This is a genomic window from Citrobacter sp. C13, assembly GCF_014596815.2.
Lineage (GTDB): Bacteria > Pseudomonadota > Gammaproteobacteria > Enterobacterales > Enterobacteriaceae > Citrobacter > Citrobacter portucalensis.
Genome location: NZ_CP115024.1, coordinates 4,111,230 through 4,133,144, shown reverse-complemented (window position 1 = coordinate 4,133,144; position 21,915 = coordinate 4,111,230). Strand labels below are relative to the sequence as shown.

Sequence of the window (21,915 nt, the reverse complement as noted above, 5' to 3'; positions counted from 1 at the left end):
ATGATGACCCCAGAACAAAAATTTGCCCGTTGGGTAAGGGTGAGTATTGCCGCTTTCCTGGTAATATTCGCCTGGTTTATCGTTGCCGATATCTGGATCCCGCTGACGCCGGACTCCACGGTGATGCGCGTGGTAACGCCTGTTTCCTCACGCGTTTCCGGCTACGTCTCGCAGGTGCATGTACACAATAATAGCCAGGTGAAGAAGGGCGATTTGCTGTACGAACTGGATCCGACGCCATTTATCAATAAGGTCGAGGCTGCGCAAATTGCCCTTGAGCAGGCGAAGCTGAGTAACCAACAGCTGGATGCGCAGATCGTCTCTGCCCGCGCCAACCTGCGCACCGCGCAATTCAACGCCCGCAACGATAAGACCACCTTAGACCGCTATCAGCGCCTGAGCGCCATGCAGAATGTGTCGCAATCCGATCTCGACAAGGTGCGTACCGCCTGGCAAACCAGCGAGCAGTCGGTGGCGGCGCTGAATGCCAGTATTCAGAACCTGCTGATCCAGCGCGGCGAGCGCGATGACAAACGTAACGTAACGCTGCAAAAATACCGTAACACGCTGGAAGAGGCGCAGCTGAACCTCGGCTGGAGCAAAGTATATGCCCAGACCGACGGTACGGTGAGTAATCTCCAGCTTAGCCCAGGGCTTTACGCCACCGCGGCCACGCCGCTGCTGGCGCTGGTCAGCCATCAGACCGATATCGTGGCCGACTTTCGCGAGAAAAGTCTGCGCCACACTCGCGTGAATACCGATGCCGCCGTGGTGTTCGATGCCTTGCCGGGCAAGGTTTTCTCTGCCCGCGTCACCAGCAGCGATGCCGGTATTCTGGCGGGTCAGGAGCAGGTTAACGGCCAGCTGTCGCAGCCGGAACAGTCCACCCGCTGGGTGCGCGATGCCCAGCGTATGCGCATTCACGTCGCGCTGAACGAACCGCTCGACACGCCGTTACCGACCGGGGCGCGCGCCACGGTACAGCTGTATAACAGCGAGGGGATGTTCGCCCGCACCTTTGCCGGGGCGCAGATCCACCTCGTTAGTTGGCTGCATTATGTCTATTAACACGCTGGCCCACGTCTTTACGCCGCACGGGAATATTGTCTATACCGCCAATGATTTTCGCCAGACCCTGCGTATCTCCGTTGCCGGGACAATCGCGCTGAGTATCTCGACATTCTACAACGTGCAGTACGGCGTATTTTTTGTGGTTTATCCGCTGATGCTGCTGTCGCTGGTGCCAGTATTCAACCGCCATGTGGCAACACAGTTTGTGTTCAGCGCGGCGGTGAACTGCGTTGAAATGGTGCTGATTGTCGGTTATCTCTCGCAGTGGCCGCTGATCATGACGCTGGTGGTGTTCGGTCTGTACGTGATGCGTTTTCGTTTTATGAGCAAAGGACCGCTGTTTCTGCTCGGCTCGATGGGCGTGGTGTGCCAGAGCACGATGCTCAACTTTATGAGCTATCCCACCACCAACTGGCATACGCTGATGTTCTCCAATATGGAAGCCTGCGTCATGGCGGTGGCGCTGAGTGCGCTGCTGCATTATCTGATCCCGGACGTAGAACCTCGCCAGCCGCCGCCGCGCATTGAAAAAGATGCCGCCCGGGTTCGCCACGAGTCGCTGCTTTCCGGCACGGTGGCGACGATGATTTTTGTGGTCTTCCAGATCTGCGATTTGAGTGATTCGCTGTCGGCGCTGATGGCCGGCATTTTGATCCTGTTTCCGATGCACTATCGTGGCGCGGTGATTAGCTCGATCTGGCGCGTGGTTGGGGTGGTGCTGGCCTGCCTGTATATTCTGCTGGTACAGCTGCTTATCTATGATTTCAGCAACCATATGGTGCTGATGATGCCACTGATTGGCCTCGGGCTGGCGTTCAGCGCCCGCCTGCACGTAATGGAAAAAGTCGGCGCGGGCGTGGGTTTTGCCAGTATCACTACTATCGGCATTATGTTTGGCCAGAACCTGCACCCGGATCAGGACCTCGTGTTCAGCGATCTGTACCGCATCACCTCCGTCACCGCCGCGCTGGTGGCAACGCTCACCATGGTGTTTCTGGTACACCGGGTGTTGAACTGCTTTGCCGCGACGCGGTTTGTGATTACTGAGTGAGTGGGCAGTGAGTGCCGGATGGCGGCTGCGCCTGATCCGGCCTACGGGAAAGTGCCATTAGTAGGCCCGGTAAGCGTAGCGCCACCGGGCAATTCAGCAGGCGATTACTTCTTCAATCCCGCAAACGCGGCTCGGATCTCGTCTTCCGGCAAATTAATGCCGATAAACACCAGTTGGCTGTGCGGTTGCTCGTCGCCCCACGGGCGGTCCCAGTCGGCGCTGTACAAGCGCTGCACGCCCTGGAACAGCAGGCGGTTCGGCTCGCCTTCAATCCACAGCATGCCTTTATAGCGCAGCAGCTTCTCGGCGGATTCCAGCAGCAGGTTTTCCATCACTCGCGACACGTCGCTGATGTTTACCGGGTAATCCAGCTCGACGACGATCGAGGAGATATCGTTTTGCTTGTCGGCGATAAAGTGGAAGCGCGGTTTGGCGCTGACCACGTTCTCTTCCAGCATAAAACCGTTGGTGTCGAACAATTGCGCGAGGTCGATATCGCCATGCGTCACGGTGTAAATCGGCGCACGGGCGTTGATGCGCGCCAGGCGCTCACGCAGTTTTTCGCTTTCACCCGCGACGTCGGTTTTGGTCAGCAGGATCCGGTCGGCGTAGCCGACCTGCGACTGGGCGATGGTGAACTGGTTCATCTGCTCGTCGGCATGTACCGCGTCAACCAGCGCAATTACGCCGTCCAGCAGGTAGCGTTCGCAAATCACTTCATGAGAGAAAAAGGTCTGGATGATCGGGCCGGGATCGGCCATGCCGGTGCATTCGATCACCAGACGGTCGAAATTGATGGCGCCTTTGTCGAGGTTATCGAGCAGGTCTAACAGTGCGTCTTCCAGCTCACTGGAGCGGGTACAGCAAATGCAGCCGTTGGTCAGGGTTTTGATCTGCGTGGCGCGATCGCCAATCAGCTGATCGTCCACCGAGACTTCGCCGAATTCGTTTTCGATAACGGCAATCTTGTAACCGTGCTGCTCGTTGAGAATATGGCGCAGCAGGGTGGTTTTACCCGCGCCAAGAAAACCGGTGAGTAGGGTAACTGCAATCGGGGTCATTCACTTCTCCTTCTAACAGCAACTGCTTCCGCCGCTACCGTAGCGGGCTTCCTGGCGCTCGCGGAAGAATTCTTCGTAGGTCATGTACGGCTTATCGGGATGGTTGGTCTTCATGTGCTCGACGTAGTTGTCGTAGTCCGGAATACCAATCAGCATTTTCGCAGCCTGACCGAGATATTTTTTTGCCTGACCTAAAGTACCAAACATGGAACGCCCTGTTAATGAATAAAGCCGGATGGCGGCTTGCGCCTGATCCGGCCTACGTTAACTTTACTTTGTAGGCCGGGAGCGCAGTTCGCCACCCGGCTTCAGGTTAGTGGTGTGAAGAGGTCTTCACGCCGCCTTCCGGCACCGGTACATACGGCGTCTCTTTATCAGAGCGACCGTTGATGGCGCGGGCTTTCTGCCAGGTACGGAACCCGTAGAAAATGATGCTGTACACCACCACCAGGAACAGAATACTCAGACCTGCGTTGGTGTAGTTGTTGACGACGATGTGGTTCATGTTGGCAATCTGCTGAGCGGTCAGTTCGCCGCCGTTAGCAATCTTCTCTTTGTACTGATTCGCCATGAAGAAGAAGCCTTCCATCTGCGGGTTGGTGCTGAACAGTTTCAGACCCAGCGCCCATGTGGTGCAGATAAGCAGCCATACTGCCGGAACAACGGTAACCCAGATGTATTTGGTGCGCTGCATTTTAACCAGTACCACGGTGCCGAGAACCAGTGCCACGGCAGCCAGCATCTGGTTAGAGATACCGAACAGCGGCCACAGGCTCTTAACGCCGCCCAGCGGGTCAACAACGCCTTGATACAGCAGGTAACCCCACAGGCCTACGCAGCCCGCAGTACCTACAACGCCTGCAACCAGGGAGTCGGTTTTCTTCAGGAACGGCACGAAGTTACCCAGTAAATCCTGCAGCATAAAGCGGCCAGAACGGGTACCGGCATCCAGTGCGGTCAGGATGAACAGCGCTTCAAACAGAATACCGAAGTGGTACCAGAAGCCCATATCAGCCATCGGCAGCACTTTGTGGAATACGTGAGCGATACCAACGGCCAGCGTCGGTGCGCCACCTGCTCGGTTCAGAACGGACGGTTCACCGATGTCTTTCGCGGTTTGCAGGATCTGCTCAGGCGAAATGACGAAGCCCCAGGAGCTGACGGTCGCTGCCGCATGTGCGGTGACGTCTTTCAACTGCGCCATAATCAGCGGTGCGTTTTCGCCGCTCATTTCATGCAGGTTCGGCATGGTGATGCCAAGGCCCGCAGGCGGGGTGTTCATCGCGAAGTACAGACCTGGTTCGATGATAGACGCGGCAACCAGCGCCATAATTGCGACGAAGGATTCCATCAGCATTGCGCCGTAACCGATAAAGCGCGCATCGGTTTCACAGGCCAGCAGCTTCGGTGTGGTTCCGGAAGCAATCAGCGCGTGGAAGCCAGATACCGCACCACACGCGATGGTGATGAACAGGAACGGGAACAGAGCGCCTTTCCACAGCGGACCGGTACCATCAACGTACTGGGTCATCGCTGGCATTTTCAGTTCCGGGTTGAGGATAACAATCCCCACCGCCAGACCGACGATAACGCCGATTTTCAGGAAGGTAGCCAGATAGTCGCGCGGGGCGAGGATCAGCCATACCGGCAGCAGCGCAGAGATAAATGCGTAGCCGATCAGGGTAAAGGTAATAGTGGTGTCTTTAAAGGTCAGCGCCGGGCCCCAGTACGGGTCGTGCGCAATCACGCCGCCGAAGTAGATAGAAGCTACCAGCAGCACAATACCAATCACCGACACTTCGCCCACGCGTCCCGGTCGCAGGAATCGCATGTAGATCCCCATGAACAACGCGATAGGTACGGTTGAGCAGACGGTGAACACACCCCACGGGCTTTCTGCCAGCGCTTTCACTACGATCAACGCCAGTACTGCGAGGATGATGATCATGATTAAGAAGCAGCCGAACAGCGCAATGGTTCCCGGGATCGGGCCCATCTCTTCTTTGATCATCTCACCCAGAGATGCGCCGTTACGGCGGGAAGAGATAAACAGCACCATGAAGTCCTGTACCGCACCGGCCAGCACGACGCCTGCCAGCAGCCACAGCGTACCGGGCAGGTAGCCCATCTGCGCGGCCAGTACCGGCCCAACCAGCGGACCTGCACCTGCGATAGCGGCAAAGTGGTGACCAAACAAGACGTTACGGTTGGTTGGAACGTAGTTCAGACCGTCATTGTTGATGACCGCCGGCGTGGCACGCGTTGGGTCAAGTTTCATCACCTTTTGGGCGATGTACAGGCTGTAGTAACGATAGGCCACCAGATAAACAGAAACTGAGGCGACCACGATCCACAGGGCACTAATGTGTTCACCCCGACGTAATGCCACTACCGAGAGGCAGAATGCACCGATGATTCCGAGAATCACCCAGGGTATGTGCTTGAATATCTTTTTCGTATCCATAGTAAAACCTGGTATCTAATTAATAATTGGCCGAAGCCGCGTGGGTTTGATCTTGTGTTTGAGGAGGTAAATTGACTGCTATGTTGGGGGGATCTTGCCAGAGAATTACGAGCGTAAAGTAAGGTAAATAAGTGAGCGGTTGTATGTCAGCTTAAGCGGTCCCAAGTGTCAGTGAGCGGTAAACTGCGGGGAGAACGGGGAAATTTATGTGATTGAGATCACGGCATTATAGCGTTTGCCTGCCTACATGCCGTGTTTTCCCACTGACAAAGCACCTCACTGAGAGACTCAGATTACGATATAACAGTAAGGCGTATGTTCGATGTCTCTGAGCAACACATGTTTCTTACGTGATTTAGTCAGGTAATATTTTTCATCCAGATAGTAGTCAATGAGTTCATCGAGACGCTCTTTATCTATGCGGGGCGTTACCCCCAGCGTCCAGAAGCTACGCAGCTCTAATTCCGAACGTTTGATTTTTGCGCTTTTAACCAAATCAGCAATCATATTTCTGACGCAGCTTGTCGGATCCTGGTTCTGTTTGAGTTCAAGCGCAATGTAGCTATCTTGCGTCCAGCCTTTTTTCCGCAACAAGAAATCTGCACGCACTGACAAACGCTGTGGATTTTTCCGGAGATCGCAAGCAAGAGTTTGTTCACGCCACCATTCATGACCAGTTGAAGCCAGCAGATTGGCAAATTCTATCTGCATCCAGACTTCCCAACCGGAGATGTTGTACTGATCGATGATATTGAGCTTTTGGCGAATATCTTCACGTTCAAAAAAGTGGTGTGCGAGGGTGGATAGGTGATCAAAATCGCGATTTAACATAGAAGCATCCTTTCCTTCAAAAACCGGAATCCTACACCTAAGACGTAATGGAACGACTAATTTTTTGCGTAATTTGTCATAGGGAACGGTATTTAATGTGAAAACGATAATTCTGTGGCAATTGCTGGCACCATAAAGTTTTCTCTTTCCAGGCCGAAAACCAGAGTATCTGTCTAGCGGAAAGAGAAAACATGTTAAAACGAATGAAGATTGTTACCAGCTTACTGCTGGTATTGGTGCTATTTGGCCTTTTACAGCTCGCCTCGGGCGGCTTGTTTTTTAACTCACTTAAGAATGACAAAGAGAACTTTACCGTTCTGCAAACCATTCGCCAGCAACAGTCTGCGCTGAACGCCACCTGGGTTGAGCTGCTGCAAACGCGTAACACCCTGAACCGGGCAGGCATTCGCTACATGATGGATCAGAGCAATATCGGTAGCGGCGCGACCGTTGCCGAGCTGATGCAGGTGGCGAGTACGGCGCTGAAGCTGACGGAAAAAAACTGGGCGATTTACGAGTCGCTCCCGCGCGATCCGCGCCAAAGCGAAGCCGCTTTCCAGGAGATCAACCGCACCTATGACATCTATCACGGTGCGCTGGCGGAGCTGATCCAGTTACTGGGTGACGGGAAGATCAACGCATTCTTTGATCAACCGACGCAGAGCTATCAGGATGGCTTTGAGAAGCAGTACATGAGTTACATGCAGCAGAATGATCGCCTGTATGACATCGCGGTGGAAGATAACAACAGCTCTTACAGCCAGGCGATGTGGGTGCTGATCTGCGTGCTGATTACCGTACTGGCGGCGATTATTGCGGTGTGGTTTGGTATCAAGCTGACCCTTATCTCCCCAATGAACCGTCTGATCGACAGCATTCGTCATATCGCCAGCGGTGACCTGGTGAAACGTATTGAAGTGGAAGGGTCCAACGAGATTGGGCAACTGGCGGAAAGCCTGCGTCACATGCAGGGTGAGCTGATGAATACCGTGGGTGACGTGCGTAACGGTGCCAACGCGATTTACAGCGGTGCCAGCGAGATTGCGATGGGCAACAACGATCTCTCCTCCCGTACCGAGCAGCAGGCGGCTTCCCTGGAAGAAACTGCGGCCAGCATGGAACAACTGACGGCGACCGTTAAGCAGAACGCCGAAAACGCGCGTCAGGCCAGCCATCTGGCGCTGAGTGCTTCTGAAACCGCGCAGAAAGGCGGCAAAGTGGTGGATAACGTGGTGCAAACCATGCGTGACATCGCATCCAGTTCGCAGAAAATCGCCGACATTATCAGCGTCATCGACGGCATTGCCTTCCAGACTAACATTCTGGCACTCAACGCCGCGGTAGAAGCAGCACGTGCAGGCGAGCAGGGCCGTGGATTTGCGGTGGTTGCGGGTGAAGTGCGTAACCTGGCCCAGCGTAGTGCGCAGGCCGCGCGCGAGATTAAGAGCCTGATTGAAGACTCGGTCAGCCGTGTGGATGTCGGTTCAACGCTTGTTGAAAGCGCCGGTGAAACCATGGATGAGATCGTCAATGCGGTAACCCGCGTGACCGATATCATGGGTGAAATCGCCTCTGCTTCTGATGAACAGAGCCGCGGTATTGACCAGGTTGGTCTGGCCGTTGCCGAGATGGATCGCGTAACGCAGCAGAACGCCTCGCTGGTGGAAGAATCCGCCGCCGCCGCTGCGGCGCTGGAAGAACAGGCCAGCCGCCTGACTCAGGCCGTTGCCGTGTTCCGTATTCAGCATGACCAACAGCGTGCTCGCGATGTTGCGACAGCAAAACCGGTTTCAACGGTCCAGCCGCGCAAAGCCGCGGTAACGGATGCCGGGGATAACTGGGAAACGTTCTAAGCCTGTGATGCCGGATGGCGCCGTCGCTTATCCGGCCTACGGGAAAGTTACGTGGTTGCCGGATGGCGCTGTCGCTTATCCGGCCTACGGGAAAGTTACGTGGTTGCCGGATGGCGCTGTCGCTTATCCGGCCTACGGGGAAAGATACGTGGTTGCCGGATGGTGCTGCCGCTTATCGGGCTTACCGGAAATGTTACGTAGGCCCGATAAGGCGTAGCCGCCATCGGGCAATTAGCGCAACATCAGGTGCATGGCGCAGCGCGATTCAAATGCCAGTCCATGCGCTGCTTCCTCTTCTCTTTTCTGGCGCAACTTTGCAGGCAGCGTCTCGTCAGCCAGTATTTCAAATCCCAGTCGCGCGTACCATGGCGCATTCCACGGCACATCGCGGAAGGTGGTCAGCGTGAGCGACGTGTAACCTTTCGCGCGCGCCTGTTCGGCAACATACTCAATCAATCTGCGGCCAATTCCTTTTCCCTGCCACTCCAGATGCAGCGACAGTTCAGCAATAAACAGCGATGACCCCAGCGTTTCGGCAACCAAAAAACCGACCGGAAGCGCATCGACCTGCGCCAGCCAGCTCATGCCTGCGGCGGCAAAAGCCTGATGCTGAGTAGCCGATAAAATCTGGTCTTCAGCAATCCACGCCAGTTCGGGGATGAGTAAAAAACGTTGCCCCGCAGATCGTTCGATGGCGGGAAGAGCGGCAGTATCTGCCAGGGTAGTGGCGCGCAAGGTGATGTTCATATGAGGAGCATAACATGCCCGATAAGCACGGTGTTATCGGGCATCTGGAGGATTAATCTTTACGCGGATCGCTAATGGGTTGGCGAACCAGGAAGATGTAGGCGAGGGCGCCCACCATGGTGACGCAGCCGCAGATGATCAGCGCCAGGCGGAAAGAGTTGGTGGTATCAACAATAAACCCGGTGACGATCGGCGCAAACGATGCGCAGATAAAGCTGGCAAAGTTCTGGATACTGCCCACGGAAGCGGTCATACGTGAGGCGACAGCGACGTGGATCAGACCCCAGCACGAGGTACCTGCGAAGTGGATACAGAACAGCGCCATACCGATCAGTAACACGGCGGCCATTGACGTTGTGGCCTGCGGCACGACGAAGGTGAAGGCTGCGGAGCAGAACATCCCGGCGATAATACAAATCTTACGGCTCTTAATCGGCGCCATACCGCCTTTCACCAGCCAGTCGGTGACAAAACCGTTAATTAGCATGCCGGCTGCGCCAAACAGGAACGGGATCGCCGCCATTAATCCGGTGCTTTTTAAATCCAGGTTGTAGGAGGTTTGCAGGTAGCCCGGCAGCCAGGCCAGGTATAGCCATGCGGTATAGTTGATGCCGCTAAAGCCCAGCATCATGCCCCACATGGTACGGTTGCGGAACAGGCTGCGCCATTCGGCAAAGCTCAGCGGATCGCGGCGGGCATTGACGCTGCCAGCGTTCAGGTACGCTTGTTCCGTGGCGCTCAGCTCAATTTGCTCGCGGTTGCGATACAGCATGTACCAGCCGATGGCGAGGAAAATACCCAGCACGCCAATGGTGATGAACATCCAGCGCCAGCCCATTACCAGCATCATGGCAGCCAGAATCGGCGGGCTAATGGCAACCCCGATGGTGGAGGCGGCGTTGAATAATCCCATCGGGCGGCCGCGCTCTTTGATGTTAAACCAGTCGTTGATGACCTTTACGCCGCACGGGTTCATTGGCGCTTCGCCGATCCCCATCCCGATACGCACCAACACAAACTGGGTGAAGCTGTGCACCATGCCGGATAGTGCCTGAAACAGAGACCAGAAGAACATCCCCAGTCCCAGCATAATGCGCGGACCTTTGCGATCCAGCAGCGGACCGCAGGGCAGTTGCGCAATACCGTAAGCAAGAGAGAATACCGACAGCAGCACGCCGATTTGCGTGGCACTCAACCCCAGTTCTTCACGAATCGTTAAGTTGGCGACCGACAGTGAGCTGCGGTCGAGGTAATTAATCACCGCAGCAAAAAATAATAAAATCATTGCTGTGGTCTGGATACGTTTAATTCGGCTACTGCGTTGCACCATGCCCTCAGGCGGAACATTAATATCCGCAGATGACGACGTGCCAAACGAAGAACTTGGGTCGAGGGTAATATTATTTTTTTCCACGCCGGACTCCTGAACCTCAATAATTTATTTTTCACACAGCAGGACTGTGCAGTATTGAAAAAATACCAGTGATGAATCAATTTGCTCATCACTGCTCACAAAAGTTTTTAATGCAGTCGACTTAGCGTGAGCATAGGCAAGAGGTATTTTTCAGGCGTTTTTATTTTTATAAAATCGTGCTCCCGGTAATGATTTGCTGTTTTTTATCGGTACTTAATGAGCGACGTTACAACCCTGGTTGATGGAGCGAATCATCGATTGTTTGGCTGAATTCAAATGGTTACAGAGCGCGAGGGTGGCATCCAGGTCGCTGCGACATATTAGCGCGCTGAGGATGGTCATATGCTCATCAATGGCAATGATGTTACGCTGCTTGAGGTCGCTCTCATCCCACTGATAGTGGAAGTGGAAAATCACGGAGATGATTTCAAGTGATTGATTAAAAAATACATTATCGGCAGCAGAGAGTAGCAAAGCATGGAACTCACGATCTAACTGCGAGAACATGCGAAAGCTGCTGCCAATGCTGTCGCGTAGGATCCGATGGCGCTCCAGCAGCGTTTTAGCCTGCAACCAACGCGGGTCATCGTCAGGCAGATTGAGGAAATGCTGCAGAGAATGCGTTTCCAGCATCTCTCTGAGTTCAAACAGCTGTTCCGCATAGGCCTGATCGAACTGCTTCATGCTCCACTGACCGCGTTTTTCGTTTTTAATCAGGTTGTAACGTTCGAATTTTAAAAGGTATTCCCGCACTACCACCGGGCTGACGCCTGCAGCTCTGGCAAGCTGAAGTTCGGAGAAGCTCTCGCCTGCACGCAGCTGTCGCTGGTTGATCATGGTGAAAAACGCCTGTTCAAAAATCCGGTTTTGCTCGGTCATGGAGGCGGTGGTGCAGGCAAAACCATCGTCATGGTCGGGTTTTCGCACGATGACGTAGTGGCTGCCGACTTGGGTCAGCACGCCGCACTCGCCTAAGTGGCTCAGCATATGGCGCACGGTGGTGCGGCTGATGTTGTACATCTCCGCCAGTGCGCTTTGTGAGGGGAGTGGGGAAGGGATATGACCACGCGCCATATCATCGATTATCTGGTTAATAACATTGTGGCGTAAGTTCTGCGAACGGCTCATGGCTTCTCCTTTTTATCTATTAAAACCCGATTTAAAACATTTTTATGCGCTGGGATTCACAAATTGTGTTTCTGCTTTCTCCGTCTTTTTTATTTTCGTTGATATCTGAGGCAACAAAAAAACAGGAGAGCAGAATCATGTCTACGATGAATACGTTGATTTGCCAGGAACCTAAAAAATTAGTCTGGAAAGAGCGCGAAATACCTATTCCGGGTGAGGGTGAAGCATTAATTAAAATTAAGTCGGTAGGAATTTGTGGTACCGATATTCATGCCTGGGGTGGCAATCAACCTTTTTTCAGCTACCCGCGTGTATTAGGGCATGAAATATGTGGGGAAATTGTCGGTCTGGGTAAGAATATACAGAATCTGAAAAATGGTCAGCAGGTGGCGGTTATTCCTTACGTGGCCTGCCAGCAGTGTCCGGCATGCCTGAGCGGGCGCACCAACTGCTGCGAGAAGATTTCAGTGATTGGCGTGCACCAGGATGGCGGTTTCAGTGAATATCTGTCCGTTCCGGTGACCAACCTGCTGGATGCGCAGGGGATTGACCCGCAGGCGGCGGCGCTGATTGAGCCTTATGCCATCAGCGCGCATGCGGTACGCCGGGCGGCGGTGGCTCCGGGTGAGCAGGTACTGGTGGTCGGCGCGGGTCCGATTGGTCTGGGGGCGGCAGCGATTGCCAAAGCCGATGGCGCACAGGTGGTGGTCGCCGATACCAGTCCAGCACGCCGGGAGCACGTGTCTTCCCGGTTGGGACTCCCGGTTATCGACCCATCCGCTGAAGATTTTGATGCGCAGCTGCGCGCTCAGTTTGGCGGTTCGTTGGCGCAAAAGGTTATTGATGCCACGGGGAATCAGCATGCGATGAACAACACGGTGAATTTGATTCGTCATGGCGGCAGCATCGTTTTCGTTGGGCTGTTCAAAGGCGATTTGCAGTTCTCTGACCCTGAGTTCCACAAGAAAGAGACCACCATGATGGGCAGTCGCAACGCCACGCCGGAAGATTTCGCCAAAGTGGGCCGTTTGATGTCGGAAGGCAAACTTACCGCTGACATGATGCTCACGCACCGTTACGCGTTTGCCACACTGGCAGAAATCTACGAACGGGATGTGATTAACAACCGTGAGCTGATTAAAGGCGTGATCACGTTCTGAGAGGGGAAATACGATGAAGACATTGAATCGACGTGATTTTCCGGGGGCCAGCTACCCAACGCGCGTGATCCAGTTTGGTGAAGGAAACTTCCTGCGGGCGTTTGTTGACTGGCAACTGGATATCCTCAACGAGCAAACCGATCTGAACGCTGGCGTGACCATCGTTCGCCCGATCAATACCGATTTTCCGCCGTCGCTGAATACCCAGGACGGGCTGTATACCACGCTTATTCGCGGGCTAAACGAGCAGGGTGAGGCAGTGAGTGAGGCACGGCTTATCCGTTCGGTGAATAACGAAATCAACCCGTATCAGGATTTCGCGGCGTATCTGGCGCTGGCGCACAATGCGGACATCCGTTTTGTGTTTTCGAATACCACCGAAGCCGGAATTAGCTATCACGCAGCGGACCGTGTGGATGACGCGCCGCCGGTGAGTTTTCCGGCCAAGCTGACACGCCTGCTGTTGGAGCGCTTTAACCACTTTGCGGGCGCGGTGGATAAGGGCTGGGTAATTATCCCGTGCGAGCTTATCGACTATAACGGTGAGGCGCTCAAAACGCTGGTGCTGCGGTATGCGCAGGAGTGGCAACTTCCTCCGGCATTTGCCGACTGGGTGGAGACGGCAAACACGTTCTGTTCCACGCTGGTCGACCGTATTGTCACCGGCTATCCGCGTGAAGAAGCCGCTGCGCTGGAGGCTACGCTAGGCTATCACGATGCGTTTCTCGATACCGCGGAGCATTTTTACCTGTTTGTGATCCAGGGGCCGCAGTGGCTGGCAGAGGAGCTGAAGCTGGCGCAGTGTCCGCTGAATATCCGGGTGGTGAGCGATATCAAACCGTACAAAGAGCGCAAGGTCGCTATCCTCAATGGTGCGCATACGGCTCTGGTGCCGGTCGCGTGGCTGTGCGGGCTGGAGACCGTTGGTGAGGCGATGCAGGATGCTGATGTCCGCCGCTTTGTCGAACGAGCGATTAGTGAGGAGATTATTCCGGTGTTGGATCTCCCGGCGGACGAATTGCGTGAATTTGCCGACGCGGTGAGCGGGCGTTTTCAGAACCCCTACATTCGCCACCAGTTGCTTTCCATTGCGCTTAATGGGATGACCAAATTCCGCACCCGAATTTTGCCGCAGCTGCTGGCGGGTCAGCACAATGGGCGCTGGCCCGTGCGGTTAACGTTTGCCCTCGCTGCGCTGCTGGCGTTTTATCGCGCAGAGCGCGACGGGGAACGCTATCCAATACAGGATGACGAGCAGTGGATAAGCCTGTATGCCAGCCTGTGGCCGCGAGTGGGTAATGATTTAACGCTGCATGAACTGGTGGATGCCGTGCTCGGCGATACGGCGCACTGGGGAGAGGATTTGACGTTGTTACCTGGGCTTGCCGCGCAGGTGACGACAAACCTGGAGATGATTCTGGTGCAGGGTATGCGCCAGGCGGTGAACGGTCTGGAATAAGGTTGCCATGCAGCGCCCGGTGTGGTGTTGGGCGCTGTTTTTTTCAGACATTAAATGAGGTAAGCGATAGGCCTGATAAGCAAAGTGCTATCAGGCCTTTCATGTTACGAACCCTGAGCCACTACTTTGATTTCAACCATCCCGATCCCCAGCTTACGCGGTGAGTGACCGAGAATATTGCCCTCGTTGGTGGCGACCGGATCGGGTGGAACAATTACCAGCGTATCGGCATCCGCCGGGTTATCGAAATGTAAGGTGGTGGTGGTGACGTCATGGCCTAACACCAGCGTCTGTTCCTCGTTGCCAACGCGCACGGGAATAGGGCGATTAGCATTGTCGCCGAAAGCTTTCGCGGTAATGACCAAATCGAATTTCTTCGGCAACGGGGCTTTGTACTCAATCGTTACTTCTTCGCTGAGCTGCGCATTAGACCAGCGTCCCCAGGATTCGGGGCGTGAAATGCCGCTAAACTGTTTGACCTCTTCCGGCGCGCCCGCCACGTTGAAAACGAAGCTATCGGCTTTGTAGCGAATGTCGTTATCGACAATTTTCAGCGTATCGACGTTACCTTTATAGCGCTCCATGTCGATCACCGTGTCTTTAAATACGGTTTTACTTTTCCACTTAGCTTTATCGACGTGCTGTACGATTTGCTGTCCGCCCAGCTGCCCCTGCGATACGCACCAGTCGGTAGAGAGCGCCAGCTCTGGCGCCCACAGTTGTGCCATTTTGTAGCAGCGATCGACCCAGACGAAGTTATCGCGCGGGGCGAAATCCGCCAGCTGGAAGCGCAGTGGAGCCGAGTATTCGCTTTCCGGCAACGGCTCAACGCGTTTGTCCGAGACGCGCAGCAGCAGCGGCAGACGGAAATGGCTGCCGGAGAAAGAGATCATATTTTTGTCCTGGTCGACGGTGAACTCTTTCATCTCTTTCGGGAAATTCCACAGGCGAATGATATCGGGCTTCCACGCCAGCATTTTTTCTTTGATGTTCAGAAACACTTCCGACACGGATTCGCTCGACAAGCTGCTGCGGCCAAGGCCGATAAAGTTATCACCGCCGAGAATATCCAGTACCGTTGCGCCGTTATCCATCGTGTTACGCTTTACCGCCAGCGTGTCCTGCTGCGGTTGGTCGCCGCGCAGTACGAAGAACAGGTTGTTGCGGTCCTGCTTGTTCAGATACTTCCATGCGGTGTTGTTCATCGCCAGATGATCGGAAGACACCACGATAACGGTATCTTTAAACCACGGCGATGCTTTGATTTTATTGATAAATTCGGCAATGTTTTCCTGGCTGCAGCTGACCGCGCTGAACGATTGGTTGGCCTTCCCGTCGATGTCATAACGTTTACGGTTGCAGCTACGGGAGATAAAACCATCCGGATGATGGGTATCCACGGTCAGGGTAAACAGTGAAAAACGCTGGCCCGAACGTGAAAGCTCTTCGAATTTTTTCCACGCTTCGTCCAGCACGGTATCGTCGTAGAAGCCCCAGTCGTTACGATAGGCCGGGTCCGCCACTACGCTTTTTAACTCTTCTGCACCGTACAGATGATCAAAGCCGTGAGATTTCAGAAACACGTCTTTGCCAGCAAAGCGCAGGTTGGCACCCTGCACAAAGTAGTTTTGATAGCCGGAGTTTTTCAGGATATCGCCCAGACAGACATTGTTGGGGAAGAAGCTGGAAACTGATGCCGAGGCGTTGCCTTCAAACGGCGCAAACAGCGGAATACCGCACTGGGAGGCGACCATGCCAGCGATGGTGTAATCCGTACCCGGCAGCTGCATGGTGTTGCTGAAATCCAGACCTTCATTTTTCAACGCGCCGAGTTCCGGGGTCAGATCCGGGAATGCGTCGTTATTAAAATAGGTGCGTTCGAGGCTTTCGCCGTAGATATAAACCAGGTTCAGCTTCGGGTTGGGAATGGTTTTTGATGGCTCTTTATAATACGTCGGGAAATCCGGGTCGCCATCGCGTGACTGCGACTTCACCAGTTCGGTTATCTGGTGAAACGCCGGGCTGGCGTCAACGGAGGCCAGCGCCAGCAGCAGGGCCAGCAGACTGTAACCCACGTGATGCGGGTGATGGCGACGGCGGCGCAGAACCCAGCCGAGAGCGACAAAAACGGTCGTCAGCGCCAGCGCGATCCCAACGCCCGGCAGGATATATTTGCCGATACCTGCACCGGTCAGGCTGTTGGTCAGCGTGTACAGAACCGCGTCATTGATCCCGTCGCCAGTGAAATAGTCACTGGCGTACAGCGTGATATTCAAGACAATAAAAATCCCCAGCACCGTTAACGTGGCGGCAAACCACCAGGTGTTGCGACCCGCTTTCCAGGCATAAATCAGCACTGAAGCGAGAAACAGAGTGATGGAGATTAATTCTGACAACGGTCGATCCTCAGTAAACCGGGCAATTGCCTGGCAGGCTAATCATTAGGGGAAAGCACAATGTAATAGCGTTGTTACATTGCTGCAATTGTAGTGACATTAAATTACGTTGTTATTCAGAATTGGTTTAGATATGCGCGTTTTTGTGGGGAATTACTATTTATTTGGAATGTGAATGTATTAGCGAAAATCAGTAGATGCCGCGCAGGTTATACGCGGCATGTCGTGCGTCAGGAAATGAAGTTCATACCCTGTTTTAACACCAGATCGCAGGCCTTGGTTTTTACCTGCTTCGCCAGCGAGCTGTTGCCAATTGTGTTCAGATCCAGCTGTTGACCATCTTTGGCGTTGAGCAGACCCTGAATACCGTCCATATAGTTGGTATCTTGTTTCTGTTCTGGCGCGCTGAGGCCCAGTTTATCCAGCACCTGATTTTTGACGTTTTGCGTGTCGGTGACCGAGGCCAGCTTCTGTTTCGCGCAATATTCCAGGATCCCGGCGGCGTTATTCATGCTGCTGGAGGTCAACGACTGATTGCTGCCATTCAGCAGGCTGGTCAGGGAAGAGAGCGACGAGCTGCTTTGCGAGCCGGAGCTTTGTTTGCTCAGCTCACTGGCCGCGCTGGAGAGCGAATCCTGCCAGGAGGCGGCGAAAACGCTGGTAGAGATGAGCGTGCTGGCGGCAAGCGCACAGCACAGCAGACGTTTGGTAGTTTTCATCATTATATGCAACTCGTGTTATGCCTTTTCAGCGCAGTATAGCGCTGGCAGTCTTAGGAGTGGTCCTAATACGTTAATACTCTTTACCGGTGACCCGACTACGGTAGCTTTCCCAGTTAAAAATGACCCACAGGCTGTTGCCAAGGCGCATACGATCCATCACGCGCTCGCCGAGCAGCTTGTTCATTTCATCCATATTGCTGTTAGTTAACATACCGGTCGGGCGTTTTGATGATGAACGACGATCGACAATCTGATTAATGATCACTTTTTCATAGCGCGATTCGGTTTGCATGCCGATCTCGTCGATCACCAGCAGATCCACATTGCTCAGATCGTTGAGCAGCTGTTCTTCGCTGGTTTCACGACTGCTGAACGTTTCTTTCATCGCCGACATGATATCGGCTACGGTAATGATCAATACCGACTTGCCGCGCAGCAGCAGTTCGTTGCAGATGGCGGCGGCCAGATGGTTTTTGCCAGTGCCTGGTTTGCCGGAGAAGATAAAGCTGGCGATGTTGCCGTCAAACTCTTCAACGTACTGGCGGGCTTTGCTCAGGGCATTCATCTGACCTTCGCACTCTACCCGATAGTTTTCGAACGAACAGTTCTGATGCAACGGACGGATACCGGAACGGTTGAAGGTGCGCTGCATTTTCATGGCCCGGTTTTCGCGGGCCAGCGCTGCGGCACGAATTTCACCTTGTTCTTTTTGCCATGCCAGCAGCTCCTCGCCCGTTTTAAAGGCGGGTTCGACATTAGGTGGCATCATTTTTTGCAGACGTTTCATCAGGTCGCCAACGTTTTTCATCGTTATCCTCTAAAACCCGGTGGAATGTGGCTGTCAGGTTCACTGACGCTGTTCACATCGCGCTTTGGCATTCCGCCATTGCTGGCCCGTCCAATCTGAATGCTGCGCGCCAGTTTTTGCTGCCACTGAATATGGTGAAAGACTTTGCCTTCAGCCTGCCAGTAGGCAACAAATGAGGCCAGTTCTTCAGCGGTGACCGGCTCTCGCAACGCAACGCCCCATAAAGCGGCCTGACGCTGAAAGTCGGCATCAGGCTGCCAGGCAGCGTACATTGCAAATTTCCCCATTGGCACGGCAACGGGAGCGGCTTGCGGATCTTCATAAAATTGATCATCCAATGTCACATCGCTTCCCGGGCGTGACAGTTTCTCCTCAAGCGCCAACAGCTCAGCCAGTCTCGCAGGCGTCACCGCGTAAAACGCTGGTGCATTGTTAGCGAATACGGCTACGGCGCCACCCGCAGACCTGGCCAGCACGGCGTGGTGATCGTGTAGTAAGGCGTCAATGCTCGTGACGTCCGGCGTCAAAATTTTGCAGGGCATAATGTTTCTCAATACTGAACAACAACCGAGAAGGGGACTGCTTTTATAGTAACACAGAGAAGAAGGAGAGCAGCAGGTGAGGGGGAGATTCCCCTCTCTGCATGGTATTAAAGAAAGTACACCATCAAACGCGTGGGCGTTTGCGATACAGCCATAATCCTGGCACGGACAGACCGATGGAGAGCGCACCGACAATCGATGAGGCTTTCAGGAAATTGGTCAGTAGGGTAATCATCAGCACTTCGCTGTAACCAAAATGGCCGATTTTTACGGCTGAGATCATGGCGGTGTAGGCGGAGATCCCAGGGAACATCGGGATTACTGCTGCGACGGTGAAGACTTTCGGATGCGCCAGATACCAGCGCGACCACTGGATCCCAATGCAGCCGACCAGCAGCGACGCCATAAAGGTTGACCATTCAATATTAAACCCTGCGGTCATCATCACCATTCGTGAGCCGTGACCGAGTGCGCCGAGTAATGCGCACCATGGGAGCGCCCGATGGGGGACATTGAATACCATGGCAAAGCCAAGCGCCGGGATTGCCGACAGGATCATATCCTGCATCAGCGCCAGTATGAAATCGATCACGCCCATCCGCGCAGCCCCCATAAGGTCATCGATACGATCACGCCAATACAGGTCGCCAACGTAAGCAGACTGGCAATAGCCCAGCGAGCAAGGCCGGTATTAATGTGTCCCTTAAACATATCCGCGACGGAGTTGATCAACGGAAAGCCCGGAACCAGCAACAGCACGCTGGCGGCCATCGCGATAGTCGGAGTATTGCTAAAGGTCGGCAACGTCAGCAGCAAACCTGAAATGGTGGTCGCCACAAAGGCGGTGATGCAAAAATTGATTTGTGGGTGCAAATGCCGAGACGCCAGAATCTGGCGGATATACATCGCCACCATGCTGGCGAAAAAGGTGATCACCGCACCATCCCATCCGCCGTTATTGAGTTTACAAAAGCAGGCGCAGGACAAACCGACCATAAAGGCGACCAACCATCTTGGATAGCGTAGCGGCTTAATCTGGCTAAAGCGTTTCTCTACTCCTTTAATATCCAGCAGTTTATGTTCCGCCAAAATGACAATGTGCTGCACTTCCGTCACGACGTGCATATTAATGCCGCGATCCTGATTTTTTCGCGTTGATGTCAGGCATTGCCCGTCTTTAATGGTGGTCAGGACGATAGCGTTAGAGGAGATGGCGCTTTCTACGCTATCCATGCCAAGTGCCAGCCCGAGGCGGGTGGATAACTCGTCAACCAGAGCGCTTTCTGCCCCATGCTGAAGTAAAAAAAGTCCGCATTGAATACATAACCGTGTAACCGTTCGCTGTGACGACTGCTCTGTTTGCATGGCTCGCTCTGACTGAAAAGGATCTCTTTGAGTGACGAATATCTTCTTTTTATCATGAAGCATGAGCTCGCTGGCTCTGGCTAAGATCAATCTTTGTGTCGAAAAAAGACACAGGTGATACAGTTATGGCATCTTAACTCCCCCGTTTGATAAGGTTCAGGGGGAGATATGTTTGAAATGTAGCGTTATTTTCCCGGATGGCAAATACGTAAGCCATGCTAACGATCTATTGTAGTTATTATAATTGTACAGATAATGTATTTATACGTAATTGTGCAATAATAGCTTAGAATTTGGCGCTATTTGGATGGTGCCGTCAATACTTTTTGAAATAAATACCAAGGATAACAATTCACCCCGCTTATTGTTCGGAGTATTTTCCTGTGAGTTAAGATTATTAATCTACCCGGGAGGATTTAATTAAGTACGATTGCGGACTGGTGAGTGTGGAGGGGATATGTTGCCAGGACGCTGCAAAAACGCAATTATTATTAGTAAATCACCGATTATACAAACTGGTCTTAAAGGTATAATGCAGGGAAAGTTCTCCGATTACGAACTTACCTACTGTCGTTCTGTTGAAGAACTGACGTTATTACAGCTACGATGTGCTGATTTGGTGATTGCTGATTTAACCGGAGACTGCAATTATCCTCGTTCAGTCTGCGAGCAATATTATTCTTTATTATCTCAATATCGTGATATTCACTGGGTATTTCTCGTATCTCGTATCTTTTATCCTCTGGCGGTTGAACTACTGATGTGTCCTGTCAGTTCGCTGCTCTCTGACGCAGAGCCGATTGAAAGTTTAGTGAATGTCATTCACGCTGGAAATACACGCGCAGAGAGAATAAGCAAGGCGCTGCTCTCTCCGCCCGCTATGCCACAATTGTTAGATCATAGCGCACGATCTATCGTTCTCACTCTCTCTGAAAGGAAAGTATTGCGCCTCCTTGGGAAAGGCTGGGGAATCAATCAGATTGCGACGTTACTGAAGAAAAGCAATAAAACAATCAGCGCCCAAAAGAATAGCGCAATGCGTCGCTTGTCGATAAATAGCAATGCAGAAATGTATGCCTGGATAAATAGTTCTCAAGGATCGCGAGAACTTAATTTACCTTCAGTTTATGGAGAACCCACGGAATGGAAAGCAGAATCATCAAAAGAAACGTTGCGCTGGTAGAAAAGTGCACGATGAGCAGCGTGGGTATTAAGAGTTTATTTAATACCATGCCGGATGACCAATATAAACTTCATCTCTTTTCTAGCCAGCCCGCTTTTAGTCAGGCAATGTTAAAGATGTCGTTTTCGGCAGTTATTTTTTCCCTATCTGCAATCAGAACCGATCGCAGGGCAGGGTTGGCTTATTTAACGGAGCTGGCGATAAATTATCCGCGGATTCGCCGTGTGGTGATTGCCGATGATGACGCTGAAGCGCGTTTAATTGGTTCCCTGTCCCCCTTGCCGTTGGATGGTGTTGTGAGTAAAGCGTCTTCGTTAACGGTGTTGCAGGACGCGTTATTTACGGCGTTAAGCAGCCCTGGTCGGGGAACAGAAGGCACGAAAAACCATTGGTATATTAATCAAAGCCGTATGCTCAGTCCGACAGAACGAGAAATACTGCGCTTTATGTCGAATGGTTATTCGATGCCACAGATTGCCGTTCAGCTTGAACGGAACATCAAAACCATTCGGGCACACAAATTTAATGTGATGTCCAAACTGGGGGTCAGCTCGGATGCCGGGTTATTGGATGCGGCCGATATCCTGCTGTATCTGCGTGCTGGAGAGCCAGCGCCTTTTATGCAGGCGGTTTCGTGACGGGCAACGTTGACGTGTTTCT

General features: G+C 53.2%; 20 protein-coding genes. 7 read left to right on the top strand and 13 right to left on the bottom strand.

What is annotated here, in order from left to right:
• Together IB222_RS19750 and IB222_RS19745 are read left to right on the top strand one after the other, a co-directional pair.
• The gene (locus tag IB222_RS19750) at nucleotides 1-1,068 is read left to right on the top strand and encodes an HlyD family secretion protein (RefSeq protein WP_148362488.1); all 1,068 of its coding nucleotides are present in this window, start codon (nucleotides 1-3) and stop codon (nucleotides 1,066-1,068) included.
• Complete coding sequence (locus IB222_RS19745; protein WP_148362487.1) at nucleotides 1,058-2,122, top strand: DUF2955 domain-containing protein; 1,065 nt, start codon at nucleotides 1,058-1,060, stop codon at nucleotides 2,120-2,122. The genes IB222_RS19750 and IB222_RS19745 overlap by 11 nt, the downstream gene beginning before the upstream one ends.
• A gap of 104 nt (nucleotides 2,123-2,226) precedes the next feature.
• Here IB222_RS19745 and yjiA read toward each other — a convergent pair whose 3' ends face one another.
• The 4 genes from yjiA to IB222_RS19725 all read right to left on the bottom strand — a co-directional run bounded on the left by yjiA (nucleotide 2,227) and on the right by IB222_RS19725 (nucleotide 6,478).
• Nucleotides 2,227-3,183 carry a GTPase gene (gene yjiA / locus IB222_RS19740; protein WP_148362486.1) on the bottom strand — a complete coding sequence of 319 codons (957 nt, stop codon included), beginning with the start codon at nucleotides 3,181-3,183 and terminating at the stop codon, nucleotides 2,227-2,229.
• A 12-nt stretch (nucleotides 3,184-3,195) separates the two neighbouring features.
• Nucleotides 3,196-3,390: a YbdD/YjiX family protein gene (locus tag IB222_RS19735; RefSeq protein ID WP_003830038.1), complete on the bottom strand. Its 195-nt coding sequence runs from the start codon at nucleotides 3,388-3,390 to the stop codon at nucleotides 3,196-3,198.
• Nucleotides 3,391-3,496: 106 nt separating this feature from the next.
• Nucleotides 3,497-5,647 carry a pyruvate/proton symporter BtsT gene (btsT, locus tag IB222_RS19730; RefSeq protein WP_103768491.1) on the bottom strand — a complete coding sequence of 717 codons (2,151 nt, stop codon included), beginning with the start codon at nucleotides 5,645-5,647 and terminating at the stop codon, nucleotides 3,497-3,499.
• A 288-nt stretch (nucleotides 5,648-5,935) separates the two neighbouring features.
• Nucleotides 5,936-6,478, bottom strand: coding sequence for a hypothetical protein (locus IB222_RS19725; protein ID WP_003830032.1), 543 nt, complete (start codon nucleotides 6,476-6,478; stop codon nucleotides 5,936-5,938).
• A gap of 191 nt (nucleotides 6,479-6,669) precedes the next feature.
• Between IB222_RS19725 and tsr the strand changes: the two genes are divergently transcribed.
• Nucleotides 6,670-8,331: a methyl-accepting chemotaxis protein gene (tsr, locus tag IB222_RS19720; protein ID WP_149384489.1), complete on the top strand. Its 1,662-nt coding sequence runs from the start codon at nucleotides 6,670-6,672 to the stop codon at nucleotides 8,329-8,331.
• A gap of 231 nt (nucleotides 8,332-8,562) precedes the next feature.
• On the opposite strand, the gene IB222_RS19715 is transcribed toward tsr, so the two are convergent.
• From IB222_RS19715 to IB222_RS19705, 3 genes are all read right to left on the bottom strand, one after another.
• The gene (locus IB222_RS19715; RefSeq protein WP_149384487.1) at nucleotides 8,563-9,078 is read right to left on the bottom strand and encodes a GNAT family N-acetyltransferase; all 516 of its coding nucleotides are present in this window, start codon (nucleotides 9,076-9,078) and stop codon (nucleotides 8,563-8,565) included.
• Between the two features lie 52 nt (nucleotides 9,079-9,130).
• Nucleotides 9,131-10,492, bottom strand: coding sequence for an MFS transporter (locus tag IB222_RS19710; RefSeq protein WP_003830025.1), 1,362 nt, complete (start codon nucleotides 10,490-10,492; stop codon nucleotides 9,131-9,133).
• 213 nt (nucleotides 10,493-10,705) lie between these two features.
• Complete coding sequence (locus IB222_RS19705) at nucleotides 10,706-11,620, bottom strand: GntR family transcriptional regulator (protein WP_003830023.1); 915 nt, start codon at nucleotides 11,618-11,620, stop codon at nucleotides 10,706-10,708.
• 137 nt (nucleotides 11,621-11,757) lie between these two features.
• On the opposite strand from IB222_RS19705, the gene IB222_RS19700 reads away from it, so the two are divergent.
• Entirely contained in the window at nucleotides 11,758-12,780 is a 1,023-nt protein-coding gene (locus tag IB222_RS19700) for a zinc-binding alcohol dehydrogenase family protein (RefSeq protein ID WP_032942306.1), read from the top strand.
• A gap of 13 nt (nucleotides 12,781-12,793) precedes the next feature.
• Complete coding sequence (locus IB222_RS19695; RefSeq protein ID WP_149384486.1) at nucleotides 12,794-14,239, top strand: tagaturonate reductase; 1,446 nt, start codon at nucleotides 12,794-12,796, stop codon at nucleotides 14,237-14,239.
• Nucleotides 14,240-14,343: 104 nt separating this feature from the next.
• On the opposite strand, the gene opgB is transcribed toward IB222_RS19695, so the two are convergent.
• From opgB to IB222_RS19665, 6 genes are all read right to left on the bottom strand, one after another.
• Nucleotides 14,344-16,635, bottom strand: coding sequence for a phosphatidylglycerol--membrane-oligosaccharide glycerophosphotransferase (gene opgB / locus IB222_RS19690; RefSeq protein ID WP_149384485.1), 2,292 nt, complete (start codon nucleotides 16,633-16,635; stop codon nucleotides 14,344-14,346).
• Between the two features lie 230 nt (nucleotides 16,636-16,865).
• Nucleotides 16,866-17,357, bottom strand: a complete 492-nt coding sequence (locus IB222_RS19685) for a DUF2501 domain-containing protein (protein ID WP_003830016.1) — start codon at nucleotides 17,355-17,357, stop codon at nucleotides 16,866-16,868.
• Nucleotides 17,358-17,427: 70 nt separating this feature from the next.
• Nucleotides 17,428-18,165, bottom strand: a complete 738-nt coding sequence (dnaC, locus tag IB222_RS19680) for a DNA replication protein DnaC (RefSeq protein ID WP_149281668.1) — start codon at nucleotides 18,163-18,165, stop codon at nucleotides 17,428-17,430.
• 2 nt (nucleotides 18,166-18,167) lie between these two features.
• Entirely contained in the window at nucleotides 18,168-18,707 is a 540-nt protein-coding gene (gene dnaT / locus IB222_RS19675) for a primosomal protein DnaT (RefSeq protein ID WP_149281667.1), read from the bottom strand.
• A 124-nt stretch (nucleotides 18,708-18,831) separates the two neighbouring features.
• A complete protein-coding gene (locus IB222_RS19670; RefSeq protein ID WP_003019127.1) occupies nucleotides 18,832-19,305 on the bottom strand; it encodes a threonine/serine exporter in 474 nt (157 codons plus the stop codon).
• Nucleotides 19,296-20,072 (bottom strand): threonine/serine exporter ThrE family protein, encoded by a 777-nt coding sequence (locus tag IB222_RS19665; protein ID WP_048227138.1) that lies wholly within the window; start codon nucleotides 20,070-20,072, stop codon nucleotides 19,296-19,298. Before IB222_RS19665 ends, IB222_RS19670 begins: the two co-directional genes overlap by 10 nt.
• A 457-nt stretch (nucleotides 20,073-20,529) precedes the next feature.
• Here IB222_RS19665 and IB222_RS19660 point away from each other — a divergent pair, with 457 nt between their 5' ends.
• A complete protein-coding gene (locus IB222_RS19660; RefSeq protein ID WP_149384484.1) occupies nucleotides 20,530-21,255 on the top strand; it encodes a response regulator transcription factor in 726 nt (241 codons plus the stop codon).
• Nucleotides 21,216-21,893, top strand: a complete 678-nt coding sequence (gene bglJ / locus IB222_RS19655; protein ID WP_123268651.1) for a DNA-binding transcriptional activator BglJ — start codon at nucleotides 21,216-21,218, stop codon at nucleotides 21,891-21,893. The genes IB222_RS19660 and bglJ overlap by 40 nt, the downstream gene beginning before the upstream one ends.
• Nucleotides 21,894-21,915 lie beyond the last annotated feature (22 nt).

Coding starts and splice junctions, on each gene's coding strand:
- IB222_RS19750 (WP_148362488.1), top strand. CDS start 1: ATGATGACCCCAGAACAAAAATTTGCCCGTTGGGTAAGGGTGAGTATT.
- IB222_RS19745 (WP_148362487.1), top strand. CDS start 1,058: ATGTCTATTAACACGCTGGCCCACGTCTTTACGCCGCACGGGAATATT.
- yjiA (WP_148362486.1), bottom strand. CDS start 3,183: ATGACCCCGATTGCAGTTACCCTACTCACCGGTTTTCTTGGCGCGGGT.
- IB222_RS19735 (WP_003830038.1), bottom strand. CDS start 3,390: ATGTTTGGTACTTTAGGTCAGGCAAAAAAATATCTCGGTCAGGCTGCG.
- btsT (WP_103768491.1), bottom strand. CDS start 5,647: ATGGATACGAAAAAGATATTCAAGCACATACCCTGGGTGATTCTCGGA.
- IB222_RS19725 (WP_003830032.1), bottom strand. CDS start 6,478: ATGTTAAATCGCGATTTTGATCACCTATCCACCCTCGCACACCACTTT.
- tsr (WP_149384489.1), top strand. CDS start 6,670: ATGTTAAAACGAATGAAGATTGTTACCAGCTTACTGCTGGTATTGGTG.
- IB222_RS19715 (WP_149384487.1), bottom strand. CDS start 9,078: ATGAACATCACCTTGCGCGCCACTACCCTGGCAGATACTGCCGCTCTT.
- IB222_RS19705 (WP_003830023.1), bottom strand. CDS start 11,620: ATGAGCCGTTCGCAGAACTTACGCCACAATGTTATTAACCAGATAATC.
- IB222_RS19700 (WP_032942306.1), top strand. CDS start 11,758: ATGTCTACGATGAATACGTTGATTTGCCAGGAACCTAAAAAATTAGTC.
- IB222_RS19695 (WP_149384486.1), top strand. CDS start 12,794: ATGAAGACATTGAATCGACGTGATTTTCCGGGGGCCAGCTACCCAACG.
- IB222_RS19685 (WP_003830016.1), bottom strand. CDS start 17,357: ATGATGAAAACTACCAAACGTCTGCTGTGCTGTGCGCTTGCCGCCAGC.
- dnaC (WP_149281668.1), bottom strand. CDS start 18,165: ATGAAAAACGTTGGCGACCTGATGAAACGTCTGCAAAAAATGATGCCA.
- dnaT (WP_149281667.1), bottom strand. CDS start 18,707: ATGCCCTGCAAAATTTTGACGCCGGACGTCACGAGCATTGACGCCTTA.
- IB222_RS19670 (WP_003019127.1), bottom strand. CDS start 19,305: ATGGGCGTGATCGATTTCATACTGGCGCTGATGCAGGATATGATCCTG.
- IB222_RS19665 (WP_048227138.1), bottom strand. CDS start 20,072: ATGCAAACAGAGCAGTCGTCACAGCGAACGGTTACACGGTTATGTATT.
- IB222_RS19660 (WP_149384484.1), top strand. CDS start 20,530: ATGTTGCCAGGACGCTGCAAAAACGCAATTATTATTAGTAAATCACCG.
- bglJ (WP_123268651.1), top strand. CDS start 21,216: ATGGAAAGCAGAATCATCAAAAGAAACGTTGCGCTGGTAGAAAAGTGC.